The 20,213-nt window shown below is 36.0% G+C and carries 15 protein-coding genes; all 15 read right to left on the bottom strand.

The genetic code is table 11. From position 1 onward, the window contains the following. Nucleotides 1-11 precede the first annotated feature (11 nt). The 15 genes from rlmN to BUB90_RS01645 all read right to left on the bottom strand — a co-directional run bounded on the left by rlmN (nucleotide 12) and on the right by BUB90_RS01645 (nucleotide 19,995). Nucleotides 12-1,055, bottom strand: coding sequence for a 23S rRNA (adenine(2503)-C(2))-methyltransferase RlmN (rlmN, locus tag BUB90_RS01575; RefSeq protein ID WP_073282041.1), 1,044 nt, complete (start codon nucleotides 1,053-1,055; stop codon nucleotides 12-14). Nucleotides 1,056-1,115: 60 nt separating this feature from the next. Beyond that, on the bottom strand, nucleotides 1,116-2,483 hold the full coding sequence (gene rsmB / locus BUB90_RS01580) for a 16S rRNA (cytosine(967)-C(5))-methyltransferase RsmB (RefSeq protein WP_073282043.1): 1,368 nt from the start codon (nucleotides 2,481-2,483) through the stop codon (nucleotides 1,116-1,118). Continuing rightward, nucleotides 2,476-3,189, bottom strand: coding sequence for a zinc metallopeptidase (locus BUB90_RS01585; RefSeq protein ID WP_073282045.1), 714 nt, complete (start codon nucleotides 3,187-3,189; stop codon nucleotides 2,476-2,478). The genes rsmB and BUB90_RS01585 overlap by 8 nt, the downstream gene beginning before the upstream one ends. A gap of 41 nt (nucleotides 3,190-3,230) precedes the next feature. Next, on the bottom strand, nucleotides 3,231-4,160 hold the full coding sequence (fmt, locus tag BUB90_RS01590; RefSeq protein WP_073282047.1) for a methionyl-tRNA formyltransferase: 930 nt from the start codon (nucleotides 4,158-4,160) through the stop codon (nucleotides 3,231-3,233). Between the two features lie 11 nt (nucleotides 4,161-4,171). Next, entirely contained in the window at nucleotides 4,172-4,654 is a 483-nt protein-coding gene (def, locus tag BUB90_RS01595; RefSeq protein ID WP_073282049.1) for a peptide deformylase, read from the bottom strand. A gap of 546 nt (nucleotides 4,655-5,200) precedes the next feature. Next, a complete protein-coding gene (priA, locus tag BUB90_RS01600; RefSeq protein WP_242952456.1) occupies nucleotides 5,201-7,483 on the bottom strand; it encodes a replication restart helicase PriA in 2,283 nt (760 codons plus the stop codon). A gap of 57 nt (nucleotides 7,484-7,540) precedes the next feature. Further along, nucleotides 7,541-9,016, bottom strand: a complete 1,476-nt coding sequence (locus tag BUB90_RS01605) for a UDP-N-acetylmuramoyl-tripeptide--D-alanyl-D-alanine ligase (RefSeq protein ID WP_073282052.1) — start codon at nucleotides 9,014-9,016, stop codon at nucleotides 7,541-7,543. Between the two features lie 109 nt (nucleotides 9,017-9,125). Next, the gene (locus BUB90_RS01610) at nucleotides 9,126-10,595 is read right to left on the bottom strand and encodes a UDP-N-acetylmuramoyl-L-alanyl-D-glutamate--2,6-diaminopimelate ligase (RefSeq protein WP_073282054.1); all 1,470 of its coding nucleotides are present in this window, start codon (nucleotides 10,593-10,595) and stop codon (nucleotides 9,126-9,128) included. Nucleotides 10,596-10,640: 45 nt separating this feature from the next. Beyond that, the gene (locus BUB90_RS01615; protein ID WP_073282556.1) at nucleotides 10,641-12,113 is read right to left on the bottom strand and encodes a UDP-N-acetylmuramoyl-L-alanyl-D-glutamate--2,6-diaminopimelate ligase; all 1,473 of its coding nucleotides are present in this window, start codon (nucleotides 12,111-12,113) and stop codon (nucleotides 10,641-10,643) included. A 194-nt stretch (nucleotides 12,114-12,307) separates the two neighbouring features. Continuing rightward, entirely contained in the window at nucleotides 12,308-13,171 is an 864-nt protein-coding gene (gene dapF, locus BUB90_RS01620; protein WP_330393719.1) for a diaminopimelate epimerase, read from the bottom strand. A gap of 483 nt (nucleotides 13,172-13,654) precedes the next feature. Beyond that, nucleotides 13,655-14,836, bottom strand: coding sequence for a trans-sulfuration enzyme family protein (locus BUB90_RS01625; RefSeq protein ID WP_073282057.1), 1,182 nt, complete (start codon nucleotides 14,834-14,836; stop codon nucleotides 13,655-13,657). Between the two features lie 207 nt (nucleotides 14,837-15,043). Further along, nucleotides 15,044-16,597, bottom strand: coding sequence for an ABC-F family ATP-binding cassette domain-containing protein (locus BUB90_RS01630; RefSeq protein WP_073282059.1), 1,554 nt, complete (start codon nucleotides 16,595-16,597; stop codon nucleotides 15,044-15,046). 153 nt (nucleotides 16,598-16,750) lie between these two features. Further along, a complete protein-coding gene (locus BUB90_RS01635; RefSeq protein WP_073282061.1) occupies nucleotides 16,751-17,920 on the bottom strand; it encodes an ABC transporter permease in 1,170 nt (389 codons plus the stop codon). After that, nucleotides 17,907-19,037: an ABC transporter permease gene (locus BUB90_RS01640; RefSeq protein WP_073282063.1), complete on the bottom strand. Its 1,131-nt coding sequence runs from the start codon at nucleotides 19,035-19,037 to the stop codon at nucleotides 17,907-17,909. The genes BUB90_RS01635 and BUB90_RS01640 overlap by 14 nt, the downstream gene beginning before the upstream one ends. Before the next feature lie 25 nt (nucleotides 19,038-19,062). Continuing rightward, nucleotides 19,063-19,995, bottom strand: a complete 933-nt coding sequence (locus tag BUB90_RS01645) for an ABC transporter ATP-binding protein (protein WP_073282066.1) — start codon at nucleotides 19,993-19,995, stop codon at nucleotides 19,063-19,065. Nucleotides 19,996-20,213: the final 218 nt, after the last annotated feature.

Genomic DNA, 20,213 nt, shown 5'->3' on the forward strand with positions numbered 1-20,213 from the left:
TTACCTCCTTATTAAGTAGTATGCTCATCCATGTAACTTTTTCTGAGCTGTCCACAGGCTGCATCAATATCTGAGCCCATTTCTCTTCTAATAGTAACATTAATTCGATTTTTTTCAAGTATATTTTTGAAATTTTGAACAAACTGCATCTGTGTTTGCTTGAAATCCCTCTCCTTAATTGGGTTTACTGGAATTAAGTTAACATGACAATTTAGTCCCCTCACAACATGAATTAATTCCTTCGCATTTTCTTCACTATCATTCACACCTTCTACTAAGCTATATTCAAAGGAGATACGCCTACCAGTTTTATTATAGTAGAATGTAACTGCATCAATAATTTCATTGATTGTATATTTATTAGCAATCGGCATAATCTCTTTACGAATCTTGTCATTGGGAGCATGAAGAGATATGGCTAACGTTATCTGTAACTCTTCATTGGCAAGATCTCTAATTCGATTTACCAGACCACATGTGGAAACTGTAATGTTTCTTTGGCTAATGTTAAGCCCGTTCTCATCTGTTAATAATTGAATGAACTGTAGAACGTTATCATAGTTATCAAGAGGTTCCCCTGTGCCCATAAGTACTACATTGGAAACTCGTTCTCCAGACATCTTCTGAATCTTATAGATTTGATCTAGCATCTCTGCAGGAGTTAAGTTTCTCTCAAGTCCACCAAGTGTAGATGCGCAAAAACGGCATCCCATTCTACACCCTACTTGCGAGGAGATACAAACTGAATTCCCATGTTTGTATTTCATCAGCACACTTTCGATTACTCGGTTATCCGAAAGTTCAAAAAGGAATTTACAAGTTCCATCTTTTGCTGACTCCCTCTTATCTACCACACGCAAGGAGGTTAATTCAAAATTCTCCGATAATTTATCCCGTAATGCCTTGGACAGATTCGTCATTTCATCAAAACTATCAATTAATTTCGTATGCATCCATTCGTAGATCTGCTTCGCACGAAATGCTTTCTCACCAAGTTCTTCCATCACTGCTTTAACTTGTTCAAAATTCATGGATTTTAAATCACGCTTATCCATATTATGTTATCACCTCCTGATTCATTCATAGTCATCTAATCCAACTACATACAAACTTAATTACTTCTTAACTAATCTCGCTAAGAAAAAGCCGTCCGTATTGTAGATACCCGGTATAAAATTAATATACCCTTTGTCAATGGTACTTTCTTTACCTTCTCGCTTAACGAATCTCTCAGGTAAATATGCTCTCAATGATTCTAACTCAAAGTCATACCTGTCTACAAACCACTCAACATTACTAAGATTTTCTTCCCTATTTACTGTACAAGTACTATATACTAAAGTTCCACCCTTTTTCACATAATGCTGTACAACATGTAAAATATTCCTTTGTAACTGAGCAAGATCCTTTTGTTTTTCAGGTGTAACATTGTATTTGATATCGTTTTTCTTGCCAATTACCCCAAGTCCAGAACAAGGTAAATCAGCTATTACGACATCTGCTTTATCAATTAATGTATCATCTAATTCTAATGCATCTTGTACTCTTGGTTCTACATTCGTATATCCCAAACGTTCCACATTTTGCTTAATTAAATCTACTTTATACTCTGTTAAATCACATGCAATAACGCTTCCCGTTCCTTCTAATAGTTGAGCCACATGCAAGCTCTTTCCCCCTGGTGCTGCACACACATCTATAATAAGGTCGTCCTTTTTGATTCCAGCTGCATGTGCCACCATCATAGAACTTTCATCTTGAACTTGGAATAAACCATTCGTAAAACCATATAACCTTTGAACCGAATCATATTCAGAGATACGTAAGGCTTCTTCCACATAAGCTCCATCACCAACAAGTACTCCTTGACTCATTAGACCTTTTCTTAATTCATCTGTTGTAGTTTTATTCGTATTGCAACGAATTGTTGTCTCTCGTTCTGTTAATGAACATTGCAACATCTTCTCTATCGTTTCAAACGAAAACTCTTCTAACCAATTACGAATAATCCATTCCGGCATTGAGTAAACAACACTGAGATAAGAAATCGGCTGTGCAATTTTACTAGGATAGGCGATATTTTCAACCTCTCTACTAATTGTTCTAAGAACACCATTCACAAAACCCTTGAGGTTATGAAATCCTTTTTTCATTGCCAGTTTAACCGACTCATTACATGCTGCACTCACAGGTACTTGGTCCATATATTTGATTTGGTATACACCTAAACGTAAAATATTACGAATTACTGGTTTTAACTTATTAACCTTCACATTCGAGTACTGATTAATAATATAATCCATCTCAATCATTCGCTCTATTGTACCTTCGGTTAATCTCGATAGAAACGCTCTATCTTGCTTCGCTAGATATTGATATTTTGATAAAGTCTGGTTAAGCACTTTATTACTAAATTCACCATTCTGAGTAACTTCCATCAGGATCGCGAGTGCTAGTTCTCTCAGATTCATTTCTTTAGTCACGATTTCTGTTTCCTCCAAATAATATAATTAAACGAAGTAATTGTAAAATCGATGCCGCTGCTGCCGCAACATAAGTAAGCGCTGCAGCACCAAGTACTTGCTTCGTTTGTGAAACTTCTCTATCTGATAATATTCCAGTGCTAGCAAGAATCTTAACTGCACGATTAGAAGCATTGAATTCCACAGGCAGTGTTACTATCTGAAATAAAACTGCTGCACAGAATAGAACAATTCCTAATGTAATTAATGTCTGGGACCAACTAAACAATACCCCAATTAAAATAAGGGGCCAAGATAACGTTGCACCAAAGTTTGCAACCGGAACAAGTGCTGTACGAATCTTAAGTGGTGCGTACTCTTTGTTATGTTGAATCGCATGTCCACATTCATGCGCTGCTACACCAATGGCAGACACTGAAGTATTACCAAACACACTATCAGACAAACGAAGTACTTTATTCTTAGGATCATAATGGTCCGTTAAATGTCCACTAATCCTTTGAACAGATACATCAAAGATACCAGCATTGCGAAGAATTCTCTCTGCTGCCTGTGCACCCGTAAGACCTGACATACTTCGTACATTAGAATATTTAGCAAATGTTGATTTAACCTTAGCAGATGCTAGCAAACTGATTATTACACCTATAATTACCAAAATATAAGTCGGATCAAAATAATATCTATAACCATAAAATAATGCCATAATAAAAGCTCCTTTCTATTATCTTAAGAGACTAACTCTTTCTAACCGAGTTTCTCGCCTTTTTCAACTGTAACACCACGTAAGAAAGAAGCGACATCCATACGTTTCTTTCCTTCTAGTTGAATTTCCTTAAGAGCTAACGCTCCATCTGCTGTTTTCACGCAGATAGAATCTTTTGTTACGTCAACGATTTCACCTAAATCTCCATCATACTGCTTCTCTATAACATCGGCCTTCCATACTTTTAAGGTCTTACCATTTAAGGCAGTATATGCGCTTGGCCATGGATTTAATCCTCGAATCAAGCGTTCTAACTCAACAGCTGATTTGCTAAAGTCAATCTTTCCTAATTCCTTCGTAAGTCTAACCGCATAATTTGACTTTGAATCATCTTGCTTCTCACGTGTTACCGTTCCTTTTTCAAACATTTCTAATGTTTCTACCAATAACTCTGCTCCAGCGACAGCAAGTTTGTCATGAAGACTACCATAAGTTTCTTCTTTATCAATTGGCACTTCAACTTTACTAATCATATCCCCTGTATCAATTCCAGCATCCATCTGCATGATTGTAATACCTGAAACAGCCTCACCATCAATAACAGCCCATTGAATTGGTGCTGCACCACGATATTTGGGTAGTAATGAACCATGAACACACACACAGCCAAAGGTTGGCATATCTAATAATGTTTGAGGCAAGATTTGACCGAAGGCAGCAACAACTCCGATATCTGGCTTTAATTGTCGTAATTCCTCAATGACACTTTCTTCTCTTACTTTAACTGGTTGATACACTGGAATATTGTGCTCTAAAGCCTTTTCCTTCACAGGTGTATACAAAACAGCTTTTCCTCTACCTTTTGGTTTATCTGGTTGTGTAACTACTCCAACAACTTCATGTCCCGCTTTGATAATACTATCCAACGTAGATACTGCGAAATCAGGAGTTCCCATAAAAAGAACTTTCATTCTAATCCCTCCTACTCTTCTTCTAAATCACTGGTATTGTAGAGTTTTCCTTCTACTTTCTCAACATATAAGTGACCATCTAGATGATCAATTTCATGGCAGAACGCTCTTGCTAGTAAACCTTCTCCTTCAAGAATTCTCTCTTCCATATTACGATCCAAAGCCTTAACCTTAACGTAATTAGGTCTCGTAACAACTCCAACTTTACCTGGAACACTAAGACAGCCTTCATCACCTGTTTGCTCTCCACTAACTTCTATGATTTCTGGGTTAATTAAAACGATAGGCTCGTTTGCCTCAGGAGATACATCAATAACTACTAATCTCTTCAAGATTCCAACTTGAGGAGCCGCAAGGCCTACACCCTGTGCCTCATACATCGTATCTAACATATCATCAATTAATTCCTGCGTGCGATCGTTCATCTCAGTAATTGTTTTTGCAGTCTTATTAAGTACCGCATCACCCATAGTTCTTATATTTCTTATTGCCATATTAATCTTCCTTTCCCTATTTAAATTATTATAATAAACCAGTTTTGATTATATAATCAATATTTCTGGATAATTTACTTGATAACTAATGAAATAAATACTTTTCTCACATTTTATATTTAGCTAGCTTTCTAGTCTGACATTATTATTGATTCCACTACCATTGAACCGCTCTGTGCACAACAAGACTCTCAATCACACCTCAAATTATTCAAACACAATCTTACTTACTCAAACCTTGTTGAAACTTAACGAAACTCGTTTCAAAGCCTAACCCATACTTCTATCCTTAAACACAATTCTAAGAAATGATAGCGAAGAAACTATAGTACTTCTTAGAGTACGCCGAGATACCTAGGAAGGTGAGGCATGGACGCCGAGCCAGCCCGAACACGACAGGATGTCGTGTTGAGGGTGTTTCCGTACGCATCTAACAACAAAACGCGCACTCTTAGAAGTACTTAGTTTCGTAGCGTATTTCGTGAATCGTGTTTAAGGCTAGAAGTATGTTAAACACCCTACCCGAGTTTTGTAACCCTCAACAAATCAATAGCTATTCATTGGATTGAAGTCAAATTGAACATTACAACCTTTGAAGATAGTTGAGTAATCAATGAAACCTTCCATAAAATTCTTTAGGTTCTTTAAATATATATAATCCATGTGCTTCATATATAGTACATATCGGTATATATCATTCACTTTCGCAACATTTGCTTTCACTGGTCCAATGATCTCAAGGTCCTCTGTTTCAACAATGTCTTCCGCTGTATCCATCTGGGATTTCAATTGTATCTTATAATCAAGAACTGCAGCTTTGAATAAATCAGCTGCCTTAGCAACCGCTTCATCATTCTTAGACGTCAGAAATGCTACAAGGATATTGGATACAGGTGGATACTTCATCATTGTTCGAAAGGCTATTTCTCGATTATAAAACGCTTCATAATCGTTATTAGCTGCGGTTGTTACACTATAATGCTCTGGATTGTACGTTTGAATAACTACTTCTCCATTGTCCTTACTTCTACCTGCACGACCTGCCGCCTGTGTTAATAACTGAAATGTTTTTTCAGCTGCACGGTAGTCATTGGCATACAGCGATAAATCAGCTGCTAGTATACCCACCAAAGAAACATTTCCAAAATCATGTCCCTTAACAATCATCTGTGTTCCCACTAAGATATCAGCCTCTCGATTCGCAAAGGCTGATAGAATCTTCTCATGTCCTTCTTTGCCTGTCGTTGTATCCATATCCATACGAAGCACCCTAGCAGTAGGGAATTCCTTCTTAACCATCTCTTCTACCTTCTGCGTTCCGGTACCAAACGTAGCTATATATGGAGAGCCACAACTTGGACACTTACTTGGCATCTCTTCTTCATAACCACAATAGTGGCAAACAAGCTTATTCTTGTCCCTACCATAATGGTAGGTTAGGGAAACATCACAATGGGGGCATTTCATTACATGACCACAGCTTCTACAAGATACAAAACCTGCAAATCCTCTTCGATTAAGGAACAGCATAATCTGTTCCTTATTATTCAAACGATCTGTAATAAGTTCTTTCAACTTCTCACTAAAAATCGATTTATTCTTCTTCTTTAATTCTTCCCTTAAATCCACTACATAGACACAAGGTAACTTCGCCCCACTAATTCTTTCATTTAATTCATACAACTTGTATTCTCCATCTTTCGCACGCTTATATGCTTCTAAGGATGGCGTCGCAGAACCAAGTACTACACTTGCACCAAGTAGGGAAGCTCTGTAAATCGCTACTTCTCTTGCATGGTACTTCGGAGGCATCTCACTCTTGTAGCTACCTTCGTGTTCCTCATCTATAATAATTAATCCAAGTTTCTCAAACGGCGTGAATAATGCTGACCTTGGACCAATCATAATATCGATATCCCCTTGTTTTGCACGCATATATTGATCGAATCGTTCACCCTTTGACAATCTTGAGTTCATAATGGATATTCGATCCCCAAATCTTTTATAGAACCGCATTACCGTTTGATAAGTTAGAGCAATTTCTGGTATTAGTAATATAACCTGTTTACCTTGTTCAAGTACATGTTCAATCATCTCCATGTACACTTCTGTCTTTCCACTACCAGTTATACCATGAAGTAGATATGTTTTTCTAATCCCTTCATCGTATTCGTTACAAAAGTCATCTGCAATAGCCTGTTGCTTATGTGTCAATACCATTGCCTGTTCTACCTGTTGCTGATTTTTAATTGGGTTACGATAAACCTTAGTTGCTTCAACTTCAATAATATTATGTTCTACAAATGTCTGTATTGTCGGTCTAGTAATCCCATACTTATTAATTGCCGTATCATAATCTACTACATTTCGTTCTAATAATAATTCTAGAAGACGAATTCTAGCTTTATAATTTTTTCGCTGTAATTCTATTAACTTAGCATTCGCTTCGTCCAGTCCTAATAGCAAACGAATTGTCCGTTTTTCCACCATCTTAACCGTTTGCTTTACTGGAAGAACAATTTTAAGTGCATCATTCAAAGTAGCACCATAATTATCGCGTATCCAAGATGCAAGCCTAATCAAATGAGATTCCATCACAAGGGCATTATCAACAACCTCGTCAATCTCTTTAATATACGACACATCTATACTTGGTGTTTGCGATAAAGAAATGATATATCCCTTGATAATACGATTTGCCTTACCAAATGGAAATCTAACAAGAGAACCAACAACCGCTTTTTCTTCAAGATGCTTTGGTACTGCATACTGATAGGTTTTGTCTAAGTTCTCATGCGAGATATCCACTATGATGTCTGCATATATCATTTCTCCCACCACCTTTATCGACTTTGTAATTGAACAGTTCCCTATTCATCAAACTTTCTATTGTTTTAACGCAGTAACGATCTCGTCTGTATGCATGCCTCTCGATCCCTTAACTAAGATTGCATCCTTTGATTTTAGTTTTTCTTTTAGATAAACTATCGCCTCTTGATTACTATCAAAAGAATGTGTAATAATATTTACTTTCGCACCTTCTACTGCTTTCACAATAGCCTTAGCTTCATTACCTATAGTTACTACTTCATCTATATTCTTATTGGCAATATATTCACCAACGCCATAATGACAAGAATATGAATATTCTCCTAATTCTAAAACATCTGCTAACACAGCAAATCTTCGAGAAACATTTTCTAGTTCAAGTAAAACATTAATCCCACCGCGCATGGAATCTGGACTGGCATTATAAGTATCATCAATTATTGTTATACCGTTCGTTTTCACAATCTCACCACGCATTGCTAATGGTAGATATTCTTTTAGTCCATGTTTTGCTACCGATGTTTCAATTCCTAACTTATTCGCAATTGCTATAGCAACTAGTGCGTTATAGATGTTATGTTCTCCAAGTACCTGTAATTCTATTTGATTCTCCTCATATTTTACTTCTTCTACAGTTTTTTGTAGATAAAACTTCGTATGACCAGAACTTACTGTAGCATCTGTAGCGTAATACATACAGTCTTTTTGACAACCAAATGTGACAACATCAGCACGACATAAACTTTCAACTGTAGCATCACTTACGTCAATTATATCATATTTCTGTGTTTTTTCTTTGTCAGATAACTTAAGAAATTGTGAAAAAGGTAAAATATGCATTAACATATCATCAGTTCCATTCACAAAAAGACAACTACCTTCGCCAAATTCATTTACAATATTCAATTTTTCTTTACGAATATTCTCTCTCGAACCAAGTTGGCCAATATGAGAAACGCCAATATTAGTAATAACTGCATGTGTAGGCTTAGCAACACGTGCTAACTTACACATCTCTCCCGCTTCACTAATCCCCATCTCAATCACCGCAACTTCATGGGTATGATCAATACGGAAGATTGTAAGTGGTAACCCAACTTGACTGTTCATATTACCAGCAGTCTTAAGAACGTTGTATTTGGTTTCAAGTGCAGCGGATATCATCTCCTTCGTGGTTGTTTTACCAACACTACCTGTAATTCCAATTACCGGAATATCAAATTTGTCACGGTAATAAGCTGCTAAGTCCTGCAATGCTTCCTTCGTATCCTCTACTTGAATAACCGCTTGGTTTTCTTTTATCCCATATAAATCAATTTTCTTACTTGTAATAACTGCTGTTCCACCAGCTTCTAATACAGACGGAATAAATGTATGGGCATCCACACGTTCACCAACAATTGGAACGAATAAGGTACCTTCTTCCACTTCTTTTGAATTTGTGCTTACTGCATGAATCTGTAACTTGTCATTACCACAAAGTAACTCTCCCTTCGTGGCCTTAACGATTTCTCCTATATTCAGTAATTCCATACGTTATAATTCCTTTCATATCTTTATTAATTAAGCAATCAAAAGCTATTTATAATAGCGGTAAAATGTGTTTTATGCCTTGTGTTACAATTTCACGAATCTGACTATATTAATAACGATTTCCCGCAAGAATATTCGCTATAATCACTCTCTCATCCATCGGATATTTGACACCTTTGATTTCTTGATAATCTTCATGACCTTTTCCCGCAAGTATAACAAAGTCCCCTTCTGTTGCATTGTCCATACAAAATTGAATTGCTTGCCGGCGATCTGCTATCATAATGCAACTACCTTTTCCTTTTTCGATTCCAATCTTGATATCCCCTATAATATCCATAGGTTCTTCATATCTTGGATTATCCGAAGTGATAACTGTCAGATCTGCCATCTTTGCAGATATCTCACCCATTTCATATCTTCTTAATTTTGAACGATTACCTCCACATCCAAACAAACATACAATACGTTTCGGTTCATACTCACGAAGCGTAGTTAATAGACTCTTTAAACTTAAAGCATTATGGGCATAATCAATCATAAGAAGATACGACCCCGGCACTTTAACTATCTCCATACGACCTTTTACGCTTACATGATTAAGTGCTTCTACAAGTATATTCATAGGTACCGGGAGATGTCTACATAACGCAATAGTGGTTAACGCATTATATACATTGAATACACCCGGTATTGGTAGGCAGGCATCAAGATTTACCTTTCCATTCACACGGAATTTTACGCCTAGCATATTTTCATCTTGATATCTTCTAATATCTGTTGCGTACGAATCCGCTTCCTTTGTCAGACCGTAGGACTCTACTTCACAGGTATGCCCTTCAAGCACTTGCATAACGTACGGATCATCGCTATTGACAATACCACATCTACATTGTTTGAACAATTTCCCCTTACATCTTATGTATTCTTCCATATCTGCATGTTCTTTCGGACCAATATGGTCTTCTTCTAGATTGGTAAAGATACCATAATCAAAGAGTATTGTGGCTGTACGCTCTAATTTAAGCCCTTGGGAAGAAACTTCCATTACAGCATACTCGCAGCCATCATCTACCATTTGACGGAGATATTTCTGTAATGTATAGGCTTCTGGAGTTGTATTATCCGAAGGTATTCTATCATCACCAATAATCGCTTCAATCGTTCCAATTAAGCCAGTTTTTAATCCAGCATATTGAAGAATAGATCGAATCATATAGGTGATTGTCGTCTTTCCCTTCGTACCTGTAACACCAATTGTTGTTAATTTCCTCGCTGGATATCCAAAATACGCAGCAGACATAGCTGCATATGCGTACTTCGTATCCGTAACACGAATAATGGTAACATTAAACTGCTCCATACCCGTTATTTCTTCTTCTACAACTATAGCTGCTGCACCTTTTTTGATAACTTCTTCCACAAATATGTGTCCATCGACGGTAGCTCCGTTTATACAAACGAAGGCGGTGCTCTTTTGTTCTTTTCTCGAATTCATGGATATATCGGTAATATCAATATCTATGCTTCCTTGTACTACAGTGTAAGAAACTTCTTGTAACAAGGTATACAGTTTCATGTATTCACTCCCATTAATAAAATCCACTTTATTACTAGTATATAACTATTTCAACGCAAATGTTCTGTTATTTGCATATTCCTCAATTACTTCACGCTCATTGTAATAATGTTTTACCCCTTTAATTTCTTGATATTCCTCATGGCCTTTACCAATAAGGATAATGATATCTCCAGTCCTTGCATGGTCGAGCGCATAGTGAATCGCTTCAGTACGATCTTCGATTTCCATATAATTACCACCGCTTCTAGCAAGTCCGACTTTAATATCATCATTGATATCCGAAACTTCTTCATCTCTAGGATTATCACATGTTAAAATTGACAAATCTGCCATCTTACCACATAGTTCACCCATATCATAACGACGTAATTTGGAACGATTACCACCGCAACCATATACACAAATTATTCTCTTTGGATTATATTCAGAAACTGTCGTTAATAGACTCTCAACACTTACTGCATTATGAGCATAGTCAATCATAACAATAAATTCATCCGATACTTTAACGATTTCAGCGCGGCCTCGAACCGTAATATTCGAAAGAGCATCTAACATAACTTCTTTTGATAAGCCAATATTAATCCCTACTAATAACGCTACCATCGAATTATACGAGCTAAATCTTCCTGGTATATTGGTCTTAACATGCGCATTTAACTTGCCTTCAACATCAAAGGAAATCCCAAGATGTCCATGCATCATTAAGAAATCGATATTCGATGCACGTAAATCCGCACCTTCACTAAAACCGAAGGTTTGCACTTCACACGTATGTCCTTCAAGCACACCCACATAATAATCATCATCTTTGTTTATGATTCCAACCTTACATTGTTTGAATAGTAAACTCTTACAATATAAGTATTCTTCCATATCTGCGTGCTCTGTAGGTCCGATATGATCTGCCGAAAAGTTTGTGAATACACCGTAATCAAATTCTATTCCAGCAACACGGTCCATCTTCAATCCTTGAGAAGATACCTCCATAACTACATACTCACACCCCGCCTCAACCATCTCATTAAATAAAGAGTGTAATTCATATGATTCCGGGGTTGTATTTTCGGTCTTTACTTTTGCTCCATTAATTACCGCACCAATCGTTCCTATAACTCCAACCTTCTTGCCTGCTTCTTCTAGCATCTTCTGAATCATGTAAGTTGTAGTAGTCTTACCTTTGGTCCCTGTTAAACCGATTGTTATCATCTTCTTAGCAGGATAATCAAAAAGTGACGCTGACATAAGTGCTAATGCTTTTCTTGTACTCTCTACTTGAATAACCGTTACATTGCCTTCAACTTCTATCATCTTTTGGACAACAATAACACTAGCTCCTTTTGCAACTGCATCCGGAATAAATCTGTGCGCATCAACAGCCGTCCCACTAATACAAAGAAAAGCCACATCTTTTTTAACTTTTCTTGAATCATAGATAACATCTGTGACTGACAGGTCTAATTTACCTTTTAATACTTTATAATCAACTTGTTCTAGTAATTTACGTAATTGCATTTTACATCCCATGCATAGTGTATCGGCCTCTCTCAAGTTCCTTTACACTTCCACCCATCGTAATATAATTAAGTGGATTACATGGCTCCTTTCCTAGATTTATTATTCAATGAGTCATTACTATTACGCACAAATATCCCCTCTTCTTCTCCATGCAACTCCATCATATCAAAGAATAGGGGATAACGTTATCATTATTCTTCCTTAACTATGTGTCCGACTTCAATATCGGATTCAAACATCGTATGAGATGGTCCAGTCATGAAAACATGATTTGTCTCTTCATCCCATTCTACTGCTAATGGACCACCAATTTGTTCAACAGTTACTTTGCGGTCACATCTTCCTGTTAATACAGCCGCTACTACAGCTGTACAGCAGCCCGTTCCACAACCAATGGTTTCACCAGTTCCTCTTTCCCATTCACGCATCTTAATATAGTCTCTACTAATTACTTGGGCAAAAGTTACATTTGTCTTATTAGGGAATAATTCTGTATTATATTCAAAAGCTTTTCCATAACCATGCACATCAAAAGATGCTACATCATCTATAAACTGTACACAGTGAGGATTCCCCCAAGACACTGCTGTTGTATGGAACTGTCTATCAAGGACAGTTACTGGTTGCTCTATGAATTCTTCTAACTCGCTATTCACAGGAATTACTTTCGTACTGAGTCTTGGCTCTCCAATATCAGCCTTGATATTCACTGCTACTCCATTTTCAATAAATAGTTGCAACTTCTGAATCCCACCAAGAGTTTCAATCGTTAGGGACTCTTTATCCGTAAATCTATGATCATATACATATTTGCCAACACTTCGAAGAGCATTACCGCACATTTCACCCTCTGTTCCATCCGGATTAAACATACGCATTCTAAAATCTGCCACCTCAGAAGGGCAAATCAAAACCATACCATCTGAACCAATAGCAAAATGTCTATCACTTACGTATCTCGCAAGTTCTGGTAAATTATTCACCTTTTGATTAATGGCATCAATATATACATAATCATTACCATACGCTTGCATCTTCGTAAAACGAATTCTCATCTTAACCCCATGCCTATCACAAACGTTCTTGTGATGCTGCTCTTATAATAGGTTGAAAGAAAGCAATGCATGGCCCCTTTCATAATATTTAAAATCTTTCAACCCTGCTCCCCGTATCTTGTAAACCCTTACAAACACTACGGTAATGAAGCACGAAAATTATTTTTGATTTATTGCTCTTAGCCTGTTGAATCTTAGTTATTTAATCTATCTACAATACTACATAAATAAATGAGCGTGAGCAGTCTATTGTTCTCACCTAGACCTGTGCAATTCTACACAGATCCTATCTATTATTTCTTTAACTACGTAATCACTTCATAATTTAACCAAAACAGCGCAATGCAAAACTCACCACAACTTAGACCCACACCTGAAAACTTGATGGGGTGCTAAGAAACGATAGCATAATAACTATAGTGTTTCGTGTATCCCATCAAGTTTTCAAGTGTGTTTAATAACTGTCGAGTTTCGCTTCACTATCTAGCTGTTTAATGCTTGATCAAGATCTTTGATAATGTCATCAACATGCTCAAGACCAACTGATAAACGTAAGAAGGTTTCTGTAATACCAAGTTTCTGTCTTGTCTCTTCAGTTAAGGATTCATGGGTTTGTGTACGTGGGTAAGTAATTAAAGTCTCTGTTCCACCTAAACTCTCTGCAAACATAATCATATCTAATTTTGATAATAACTTCTCTACAGTTTCCAAACTATCTACATTAAAGGAAATCATACCACCAAATCCTGACGTCTGTTTCTTAGTCACATCATAGTTAATATGATCTTCAAAACCTACATAATATACCTTTGTTACTTTCGGTTGTGTTCTTAACCAATTAGCAACCTTCATTGCATTCTCGTTATGACGATCCATACGAAGTGGTAGTGTTTTCAAACCACGAATTAATAACCAACTATCAAATGGAGCAAGCATATTACCTTGTGTCTTAATTTGGCCACGGATAAACTCTGCCATCTCCGGTGTCTTAACAACAACGATACCAGCAAGAGCATCATTATGACCACCAATAAACTTAGTACCACTATGAACTACTATATCTGCACCAAGTGTTAATGGTTTCTGGAAATATGGTGATAGGAAGGTATTATCAACTACGGTAATAGCACCAACAGTTTTCGCAATCTTTGAAATTTCTTCAATATCTGCCACTTTCATCATTGGATTGGTTGGTGTCTCAATAAAGATAATCTTTGTTTTCTCAGTAACTGCTGCTCTAACATCTTCTACGTTTGACATATCAACGTATTTGAAATCAGCTCCATATCTACGGTAAATATCCTCACCGATACGATACGTCCCACCATAGATATCATCTGTTAATAAAACTTCATCACCTTCATTCAAGTTCATGAAAACAGCCATATTCGCTGCTTGTCCACTTGTGAAAGCAAAGCCTTCAAATCCTTCTTCTAAGATGGCCATCGTTCTTTCTAATTCTTGTCTTGTTGGATTTTGAAGACGAGAATAATCAAAACCTGTTGATTGTCCTAATCCTTTATGACGGAATGTTGATGTTTGATATATTGGAAAGCTTACAGCACCTGTAATAGGATCATTACCTAATGCACCATGAACAGCTCTAGATTCGAAATGTAAATCTTCTTTTCTACTAAAATCGTTATAATTACTGAAATTTTTCATTTTATACACACCTCTTTACTTTCTGTGATTCCCACAAATGTCTCTAATGAGTGAGTGCGATTTCTTAATGAATCGCTTGTATCAAAAAAGTCATAAAAGAATTCTCATTCTCTTATGACTTATTCTTTATTGTTAAATTATAATCCACGTATCATACCATGTCAACTTTTTGTTAACATTCGATAATTCACATCAAAATTATAGTACTTAGATCCTCGTAGACCAATTAGAGCAATCAATTACTTTTGTTGCAAAGTCTTCATAGAATTCAGGCTCATGGCAAATCAAAAGAATACTTCCTTTGTAAGCTTTTAACGCTCTCTTTAATTCGTCTTTTGCCTCTACATCAAGATGATTAGTAGGCTCATCTAGTAATAAAATATTAGTTTCTACATTAATTAACTTACACAGACGAACTTTCGCTTGCTCACCACCACTAAGTACACGAACTTGACTCTCAATATGTTTCGTAGTCAAACCACATTTGGCAAGTGCCGAACGCACTTCGTATTGCGTATAGGACGGGAACTCTTTCCAGATTTCTTCGATACAGGTATTGTTCTTAGCACCAGTCATCTCTTGTTCAAAGTAGCCTTTGTATAAGTAATCCCCTAGTGTAACTTTACCTTCAAGAGGAGGAATAATTCCTAAGATGCTCTTTAATAAAGTTGACTTACCAATACCATTTGCACCAGTAAGAACTAGTTTCTCACCACGTTCCATTGAGAAGGTAATTGGTTTTGATAATGGTTCTTCATATCCAATTACAAGGTGTTCTGTTTGGAAAATATAACGGCTAGCAGCACGAGCTTCTTTGAAGTTAAACTCTGGTTTTGGTTTCTCTTTTGCAAGTTCAATTACATCCATCTTGTCTAACTTCTTCTGCCTTGACATCGCCATGTTTCTAGTAGAAACTCTGGCTTTGTTTCTAGCTACGAAATCTTGTAACTCATTGATTTCTTGTTGTTGTCTCTTATAAGCTGCCTCTAATTGTGCTTTCTTCACTTCATATACTTCTAAGAATTTATCGTAATCACCCACATAACGATTTAACTCCGCGTTCTCCACGTGATAGATAATATTAACCACACTATTAAGAAACGGGATATCATGGGAAATCAATATGAATGCATTCTCGTATTCTTGTAAGTAACGTTTTAACCATTCGATATGAACAACATCTAAGTAGTTCGTAGGCTCGTCTAGAAGAAGAATATCAGGTTTCTCTAGTAATAATTTCGCAAGCAGAATCTTCGTTCTTTGACCACCGCTTAAGTCTGTAACATCTTTATCAAGTCCAATTGCATCTAAACCTAATGCTCTTGAAATCTCATCAACCTTAGAATCAATGATATAAAAATCATGGGAATCTAAAGTATCTTGAATGACACCAAACTCTTCCATCAAAGCAGCAAGTTCATCATCGTCTGCTTCTGCCATCTTGTTACACAAATCATTCATCTTTGCTTCTAAATCAAAAAGAAACGCAAATGCTGATTTAAGTACGTCACGTATTGTCATTCCTTTTGTAAGTACTGCATGCTGGTCTAGATAACCTACACGTACATTCTTAGACCATTCTACATTCCCTTCATCTGGCATTAATTTACCAGTAACTATATTCATAAAGGTAGACTTACCCTCACCATTTGCACCTACTAGTCCAATATGCTCTCCTTTAAGTAAACGGAATGACACATTATTAAAGATAGCACGATCTCCAAAGCCATGGTTGAGATTCGTTACATTTAATATACTCATTATACAATATACTCCTTGTCAACTAAGATTGTTGCATGACGGATTATTACATGACCTCGCAGCAACCTAAATTAATTAAGGTCGACAGTACCGTCGACCTACTTATTAGTCAATGTATATTATATCGAAAAAATTCATAAAATCAAGTATTAATTATTCTGTGCGTTGACTTTTCATCTTACTAATTACTATTGCAATACAAAATAATGCGACAGCAAATACCATTTGTATTCCCATATAACCAAGCAATTCTGATACATTTGCTTTCGTAAATGTAGTAATCTCTGCAATCTTATCATTGGTATATACATACCAAAAATTCGGTGTAAATCTAGCCACCTTAAGCACCGTATCGGATAGTAGAAATTGTGGCACAAAAGCTCCACTTAAGAACGCAAGACCAAGGGAAACAATGGTTGCAATCGCTCCAACTACATTTTCTGATTTTGCTGTTAACCCAACAATATAGCTAATAGCAAGTGCACTAAATAAGAATACAAAAGAATTTAATATATTAAGTCCCAATCCAAACGATGCAACTTTGCTAGGGCTAAGCATAATACCTATACTAATCATAATTATAAAGAAGATACAAACAAAGATAAAATTAGCAATCATCATCTGTAAGTTAACAATCTTATTCGAAATAGGAGCAACAGTATTCCTTCTTCTTATATTTACATCATTAAATACTAACATAATACTTCCAATACAAGAAATGAACCCTGCCACAAATAGATACGATAGGAAATTAAAAAATATGTTATAATGCTTTGTTGCACTTGCAACCACTTTATCCTGTACCAGATTAACGGTAGCGGATTCTTTTAGGGTATCCCTAGTTAGGCTACAGAGTTCACCTAATGAAGCATCTGGCATGGTATCTGCATAGGTTTTTAGTGTATTAAAATATGTGTTTACAGCATTGTCAACATAATAACTATTCTGTGAGTCTGGAACACTTCTTTTATCAATTGCTACTACTTTTCCATCTAAGAAACGTTGTTCGAAACCCTCGTCAATATTAATGATATATTCAACCTTGCGAATGAATAACGCATCTTGTAACTCTTCTTGATCCGTTCCAATATCAATAAATTCACAATAATCTCCTAAGTATTCTTTAAAATCTGCTATTAACGCACTATCCTTATCATTATTAACGAATGCGGTCGGTACTTTTGTTGCTTCGAATGTTCCTCCTGCTTTACTCCCACCAGAATTTGAGAAGATAATTAAAATTACTGAAAATACTGCCACATAGATTAACAACGTGGGAATTGATCTTTTTAATACTTTGATATAACCATTAAATACTTGCATATTGTCTCCTCCTTGTGGCGAAATATGTGATTGCTACAAATACTAGAGTAACAAGTACCATACAAACGATATTAAACCAGTATCTATCAAGTGAATCAAAATAGTACAAATAATAGAAGCTATCTGTTATTAGATTAGCAGGATTGATTTTAGCAAAAATTGGTATATTATCCGCTACCATATATTTTACTTCAGGATTCATAAGCCCTGATAAGAACGATAATATCAATACCGCAGCATTTGAAATTGCATTAACAGTCTTCTCATTCTTCTTAAGAACAGATCGTAACATTGCACCAAATGTTACACCGCAAATACTTGCAAGCACACAGGTTAGTACCACTAATCCGACTCTTGAACCAAAATCAATGGACAACACATATGCCATAAAAGTAATGGCTACTAATACACAAAGCACTTGAACCGTGATTGCTGCAAATATATTGCAGATTAACAATTTTAACTTATGAACAGGAGCCACATTAATCCTCGCTCCCTTTGCTGATTTGTCTGCTTGTATATCACTAATCTCTGTAATACCAAAATTACTACCATACAAACATGCTAATGCTAATAAAGCATAATAATAAATCAAGGTAAAGTTTGGTGCCCTGCCAGATACGTTCGTGTCACTAATATAATCAGCTCTCTTCATTGATCCATTAATTAATTCTTGTACTTTCTCTGGATTAGTACTTGCTACAATTGAGATCTTCTTTACTGTTTGCAGATAATTATCTACAAAGGATTTCAGAATCGTTGCTTCAATTCCAGAACCTCCAATATATAAGCTCGGTTTCTCACCATCAACAATATATCCCGTTATCTCACCCTTCTTCAAAAGATCCTTTGCATCATTCTCGTTAACTTGTTGTATATCAAACATAGCGGTATCTTCACCATATTTCGCTTCTTTTGCTGCATCAATAATATAACTTTGCTCCTGTGATTCAACGATAGCAATATTTATTGTTGCAAATTGCTCTTCTTTCTCAAAATTCGAAAACACTAAACTAAATACAAATGATAAGAAAATCGGAAAAAGTGCAGACCAAAATAAGCTTTCTTTATTCCTAAAGAGACATTTCAACCTCATATAATATAATCTAAGCATCATCGTTCATATCCTCCCTTTCTTCCCATTAATCCCTCAACTCTTTTCCTGTGATCTCTAGGAATACGTCATTTAAGGTAGGAAGTTCGGAATAGATTTTACCCATAGGTATCTTACGGTTTTCAAAATAATTTAGTACATGAACTAAATTGTTCTTACCCTTTTTAGACTTAACTACTACCGTTTGTCCATTATAATCAACACTTGCTATGTTTGGTATATTCTTAATTTCTTCAATGTTTTCTTCTGTCAAATGATAAGTTTCAAGAGTGATGGTTTCTCCAAGAGAAATCATATTCTTAAGTTCTTCTTTCGTACCACTTGCAATTACTTTCCCCTTATCAATAATTGCAATTCGGTCACAAAGTTGTTCTACTTCCTCCATGTAATGCGTTGTATATATAATTGTTGCTCCACCTTCGTTCAATTTCTTGATACCTTCCAGTATCTTGTTCCTACTTTGTGGATCAACTGCTACAGTAGGCTCATCAAGTATAATTAGTTTGGGTTTATGCGCAATACCACATGCAATATTAAGTCTTCTAAGAAGACCACCACTTAATTTCTTAGGATAGAATTTCTTAAAATCTTCTAACGAAACAAACTCAATTGCTTCTTCTGTCAATCTTCTAATCTCCTTTGGATCTTTTACATAAAGACTACAAAAATAATAAATATTATCATATACGGTAAGTTCATTAAAGACAGCAACATTCTGCATTATAATTCCGATATCTCTCTTAATGTCGTAGGCATCTGGTCGCATCTGTTTTCCAAAAATCTCAATGGAACCTTTATCATATTTTAATAGTGATAGAATACAATTGATTGTTGTGGATTTTCCCGAACCATTTGGTCCAAGAAGACCAAATATCTCTCCTTCTTGTATCTCAAGACTCAGATGATCTAAGGCTACTAGTTTCTCGTACCTTTTAACTAAGTTGTTAACTTTGACTACCATACATTTTCCTCCATCATTCAACAGGGTTTATCCCTAATTCCCTACTAGATACATTAAATTTTAATCCTGTAGCATAACTATACCATGATTTGGGAATGGTCTCTAGTGTAAACCGTCATGAATTAATATGACAAATGTAACATGGGATTTTTATTGAGATTTTAATGTGGGGATGGTATAGTTTAAGAAGGTTTAGGTGAACATTGCCAACTCGAAGT

This window comes from Anaerosporobacter mobilis DSM 15930 (genome assembly GCF_900142955.1).
Lineage (GTDB): Bacteria > Bacillota > Clostridia > Lachnospirales > Lachnospiraceae > Anaerosporobacter > Anaerosporobacter mobilis.

Excerpts from the sequence above, each read along its gene's own strand:
- BUB90_RS01585 (WP_073282045.1), bottom strand. The coding sequence starts at position 3,189 with ATGGCATTATTTTATGGTTATAGATATTATTTTGATCCGACTTATATT.
- BUB90_RS01635 (WP_073282061.1), bottom strand. The coding sequence starts at position 17,920 with ATGCAAGTATTTAATGGTTATATCAAAGTATTAAAAAGATCAATTCCC.
- rlmN (WP_073282041.1), bottom strand. The coding sequence starts at position 1,055 with ATGGATAAGCGTGATTTAAAATCCATGAATTTTGAACAAGTTAAAGCA.
- fmt (WP_073282047.1), bottom strand. The coding sequence starts at position 4,160 with ATGAAAGTTCTTTTTATGGGAACTCCTGATTTCGCAGTATCTACGTTG.
- BUB90_RS01645 (WP_073282066.1), bottom strand. The coding sequence starts at position 19,995 with ATGGTAGTCAAAGTTAACAACTTAGTTAAAAGGTACGAGAAACTAGTA.
- BUB90_RS01630 (WP_073282059.1), bottom strand. The coding sequence starts at position 16,597 with ATGAGTATATTAAATGTAACGAATCTCAACCATGGCTTTGGAGATCGT.
- BUB90_RS01640 (WP_073282063.1), bottom strand. The coding sequence starts at position 19,037 with ATGATGCTTAGATTATATTATATGAGGTTGAAATGTCTCTTTAGGAAT.
- BUB90_RS01615 (WP_073282556.1), bottom strand. The coding sequence starts at position 12,113 with ATGCAATTACGTAAATTACTAGAACAAGTTGATTATAAAGTATTAAAA.
- def (WP_073282049.1), bottom strand. The coding sequence starts at position 4,654 with ATGGCAATAAGAAATATAAGAACTATGGGTGATGCGGTACTTAATAAG.
- BUB90_RS01625 (WP_073282057.1), bottom strand. The coding sequence starts at position 14,836 with ATGAAAAATTTCAGTAATTATAACGATTTTAGTAGAAAAGAAGATTTA.
- BUB90_RS01605 (WP_073282052.1), bottom strand. The coding sequence starts at position 9,016 with ATGGAATTACTGAATATAGGAGAAATCGTTAAGGCCACGAAGGGAGAG.
- BUB90_RS01610 (WP_073282054.1), bottom strand. The coding sequence starts at position 10,595 with ATGAAACTGTATACCTTGTTACAAGAAGTTTCTTACACTGTAGTACAA.
- dapF (WP_330393719.1), bottom strand. The coding sequence starts at position 13,171 with ATGAGAATTCGTTTTACGAAGATGCAAGCGTATGGTAATGATTATGTA.
- priA (WP_242952456.1), bottom strand. The coding sequence starts at position 7,483 with ATGATATATGCAGACATCATAGTGGATATCTCGCATGAGAACTTAGAC.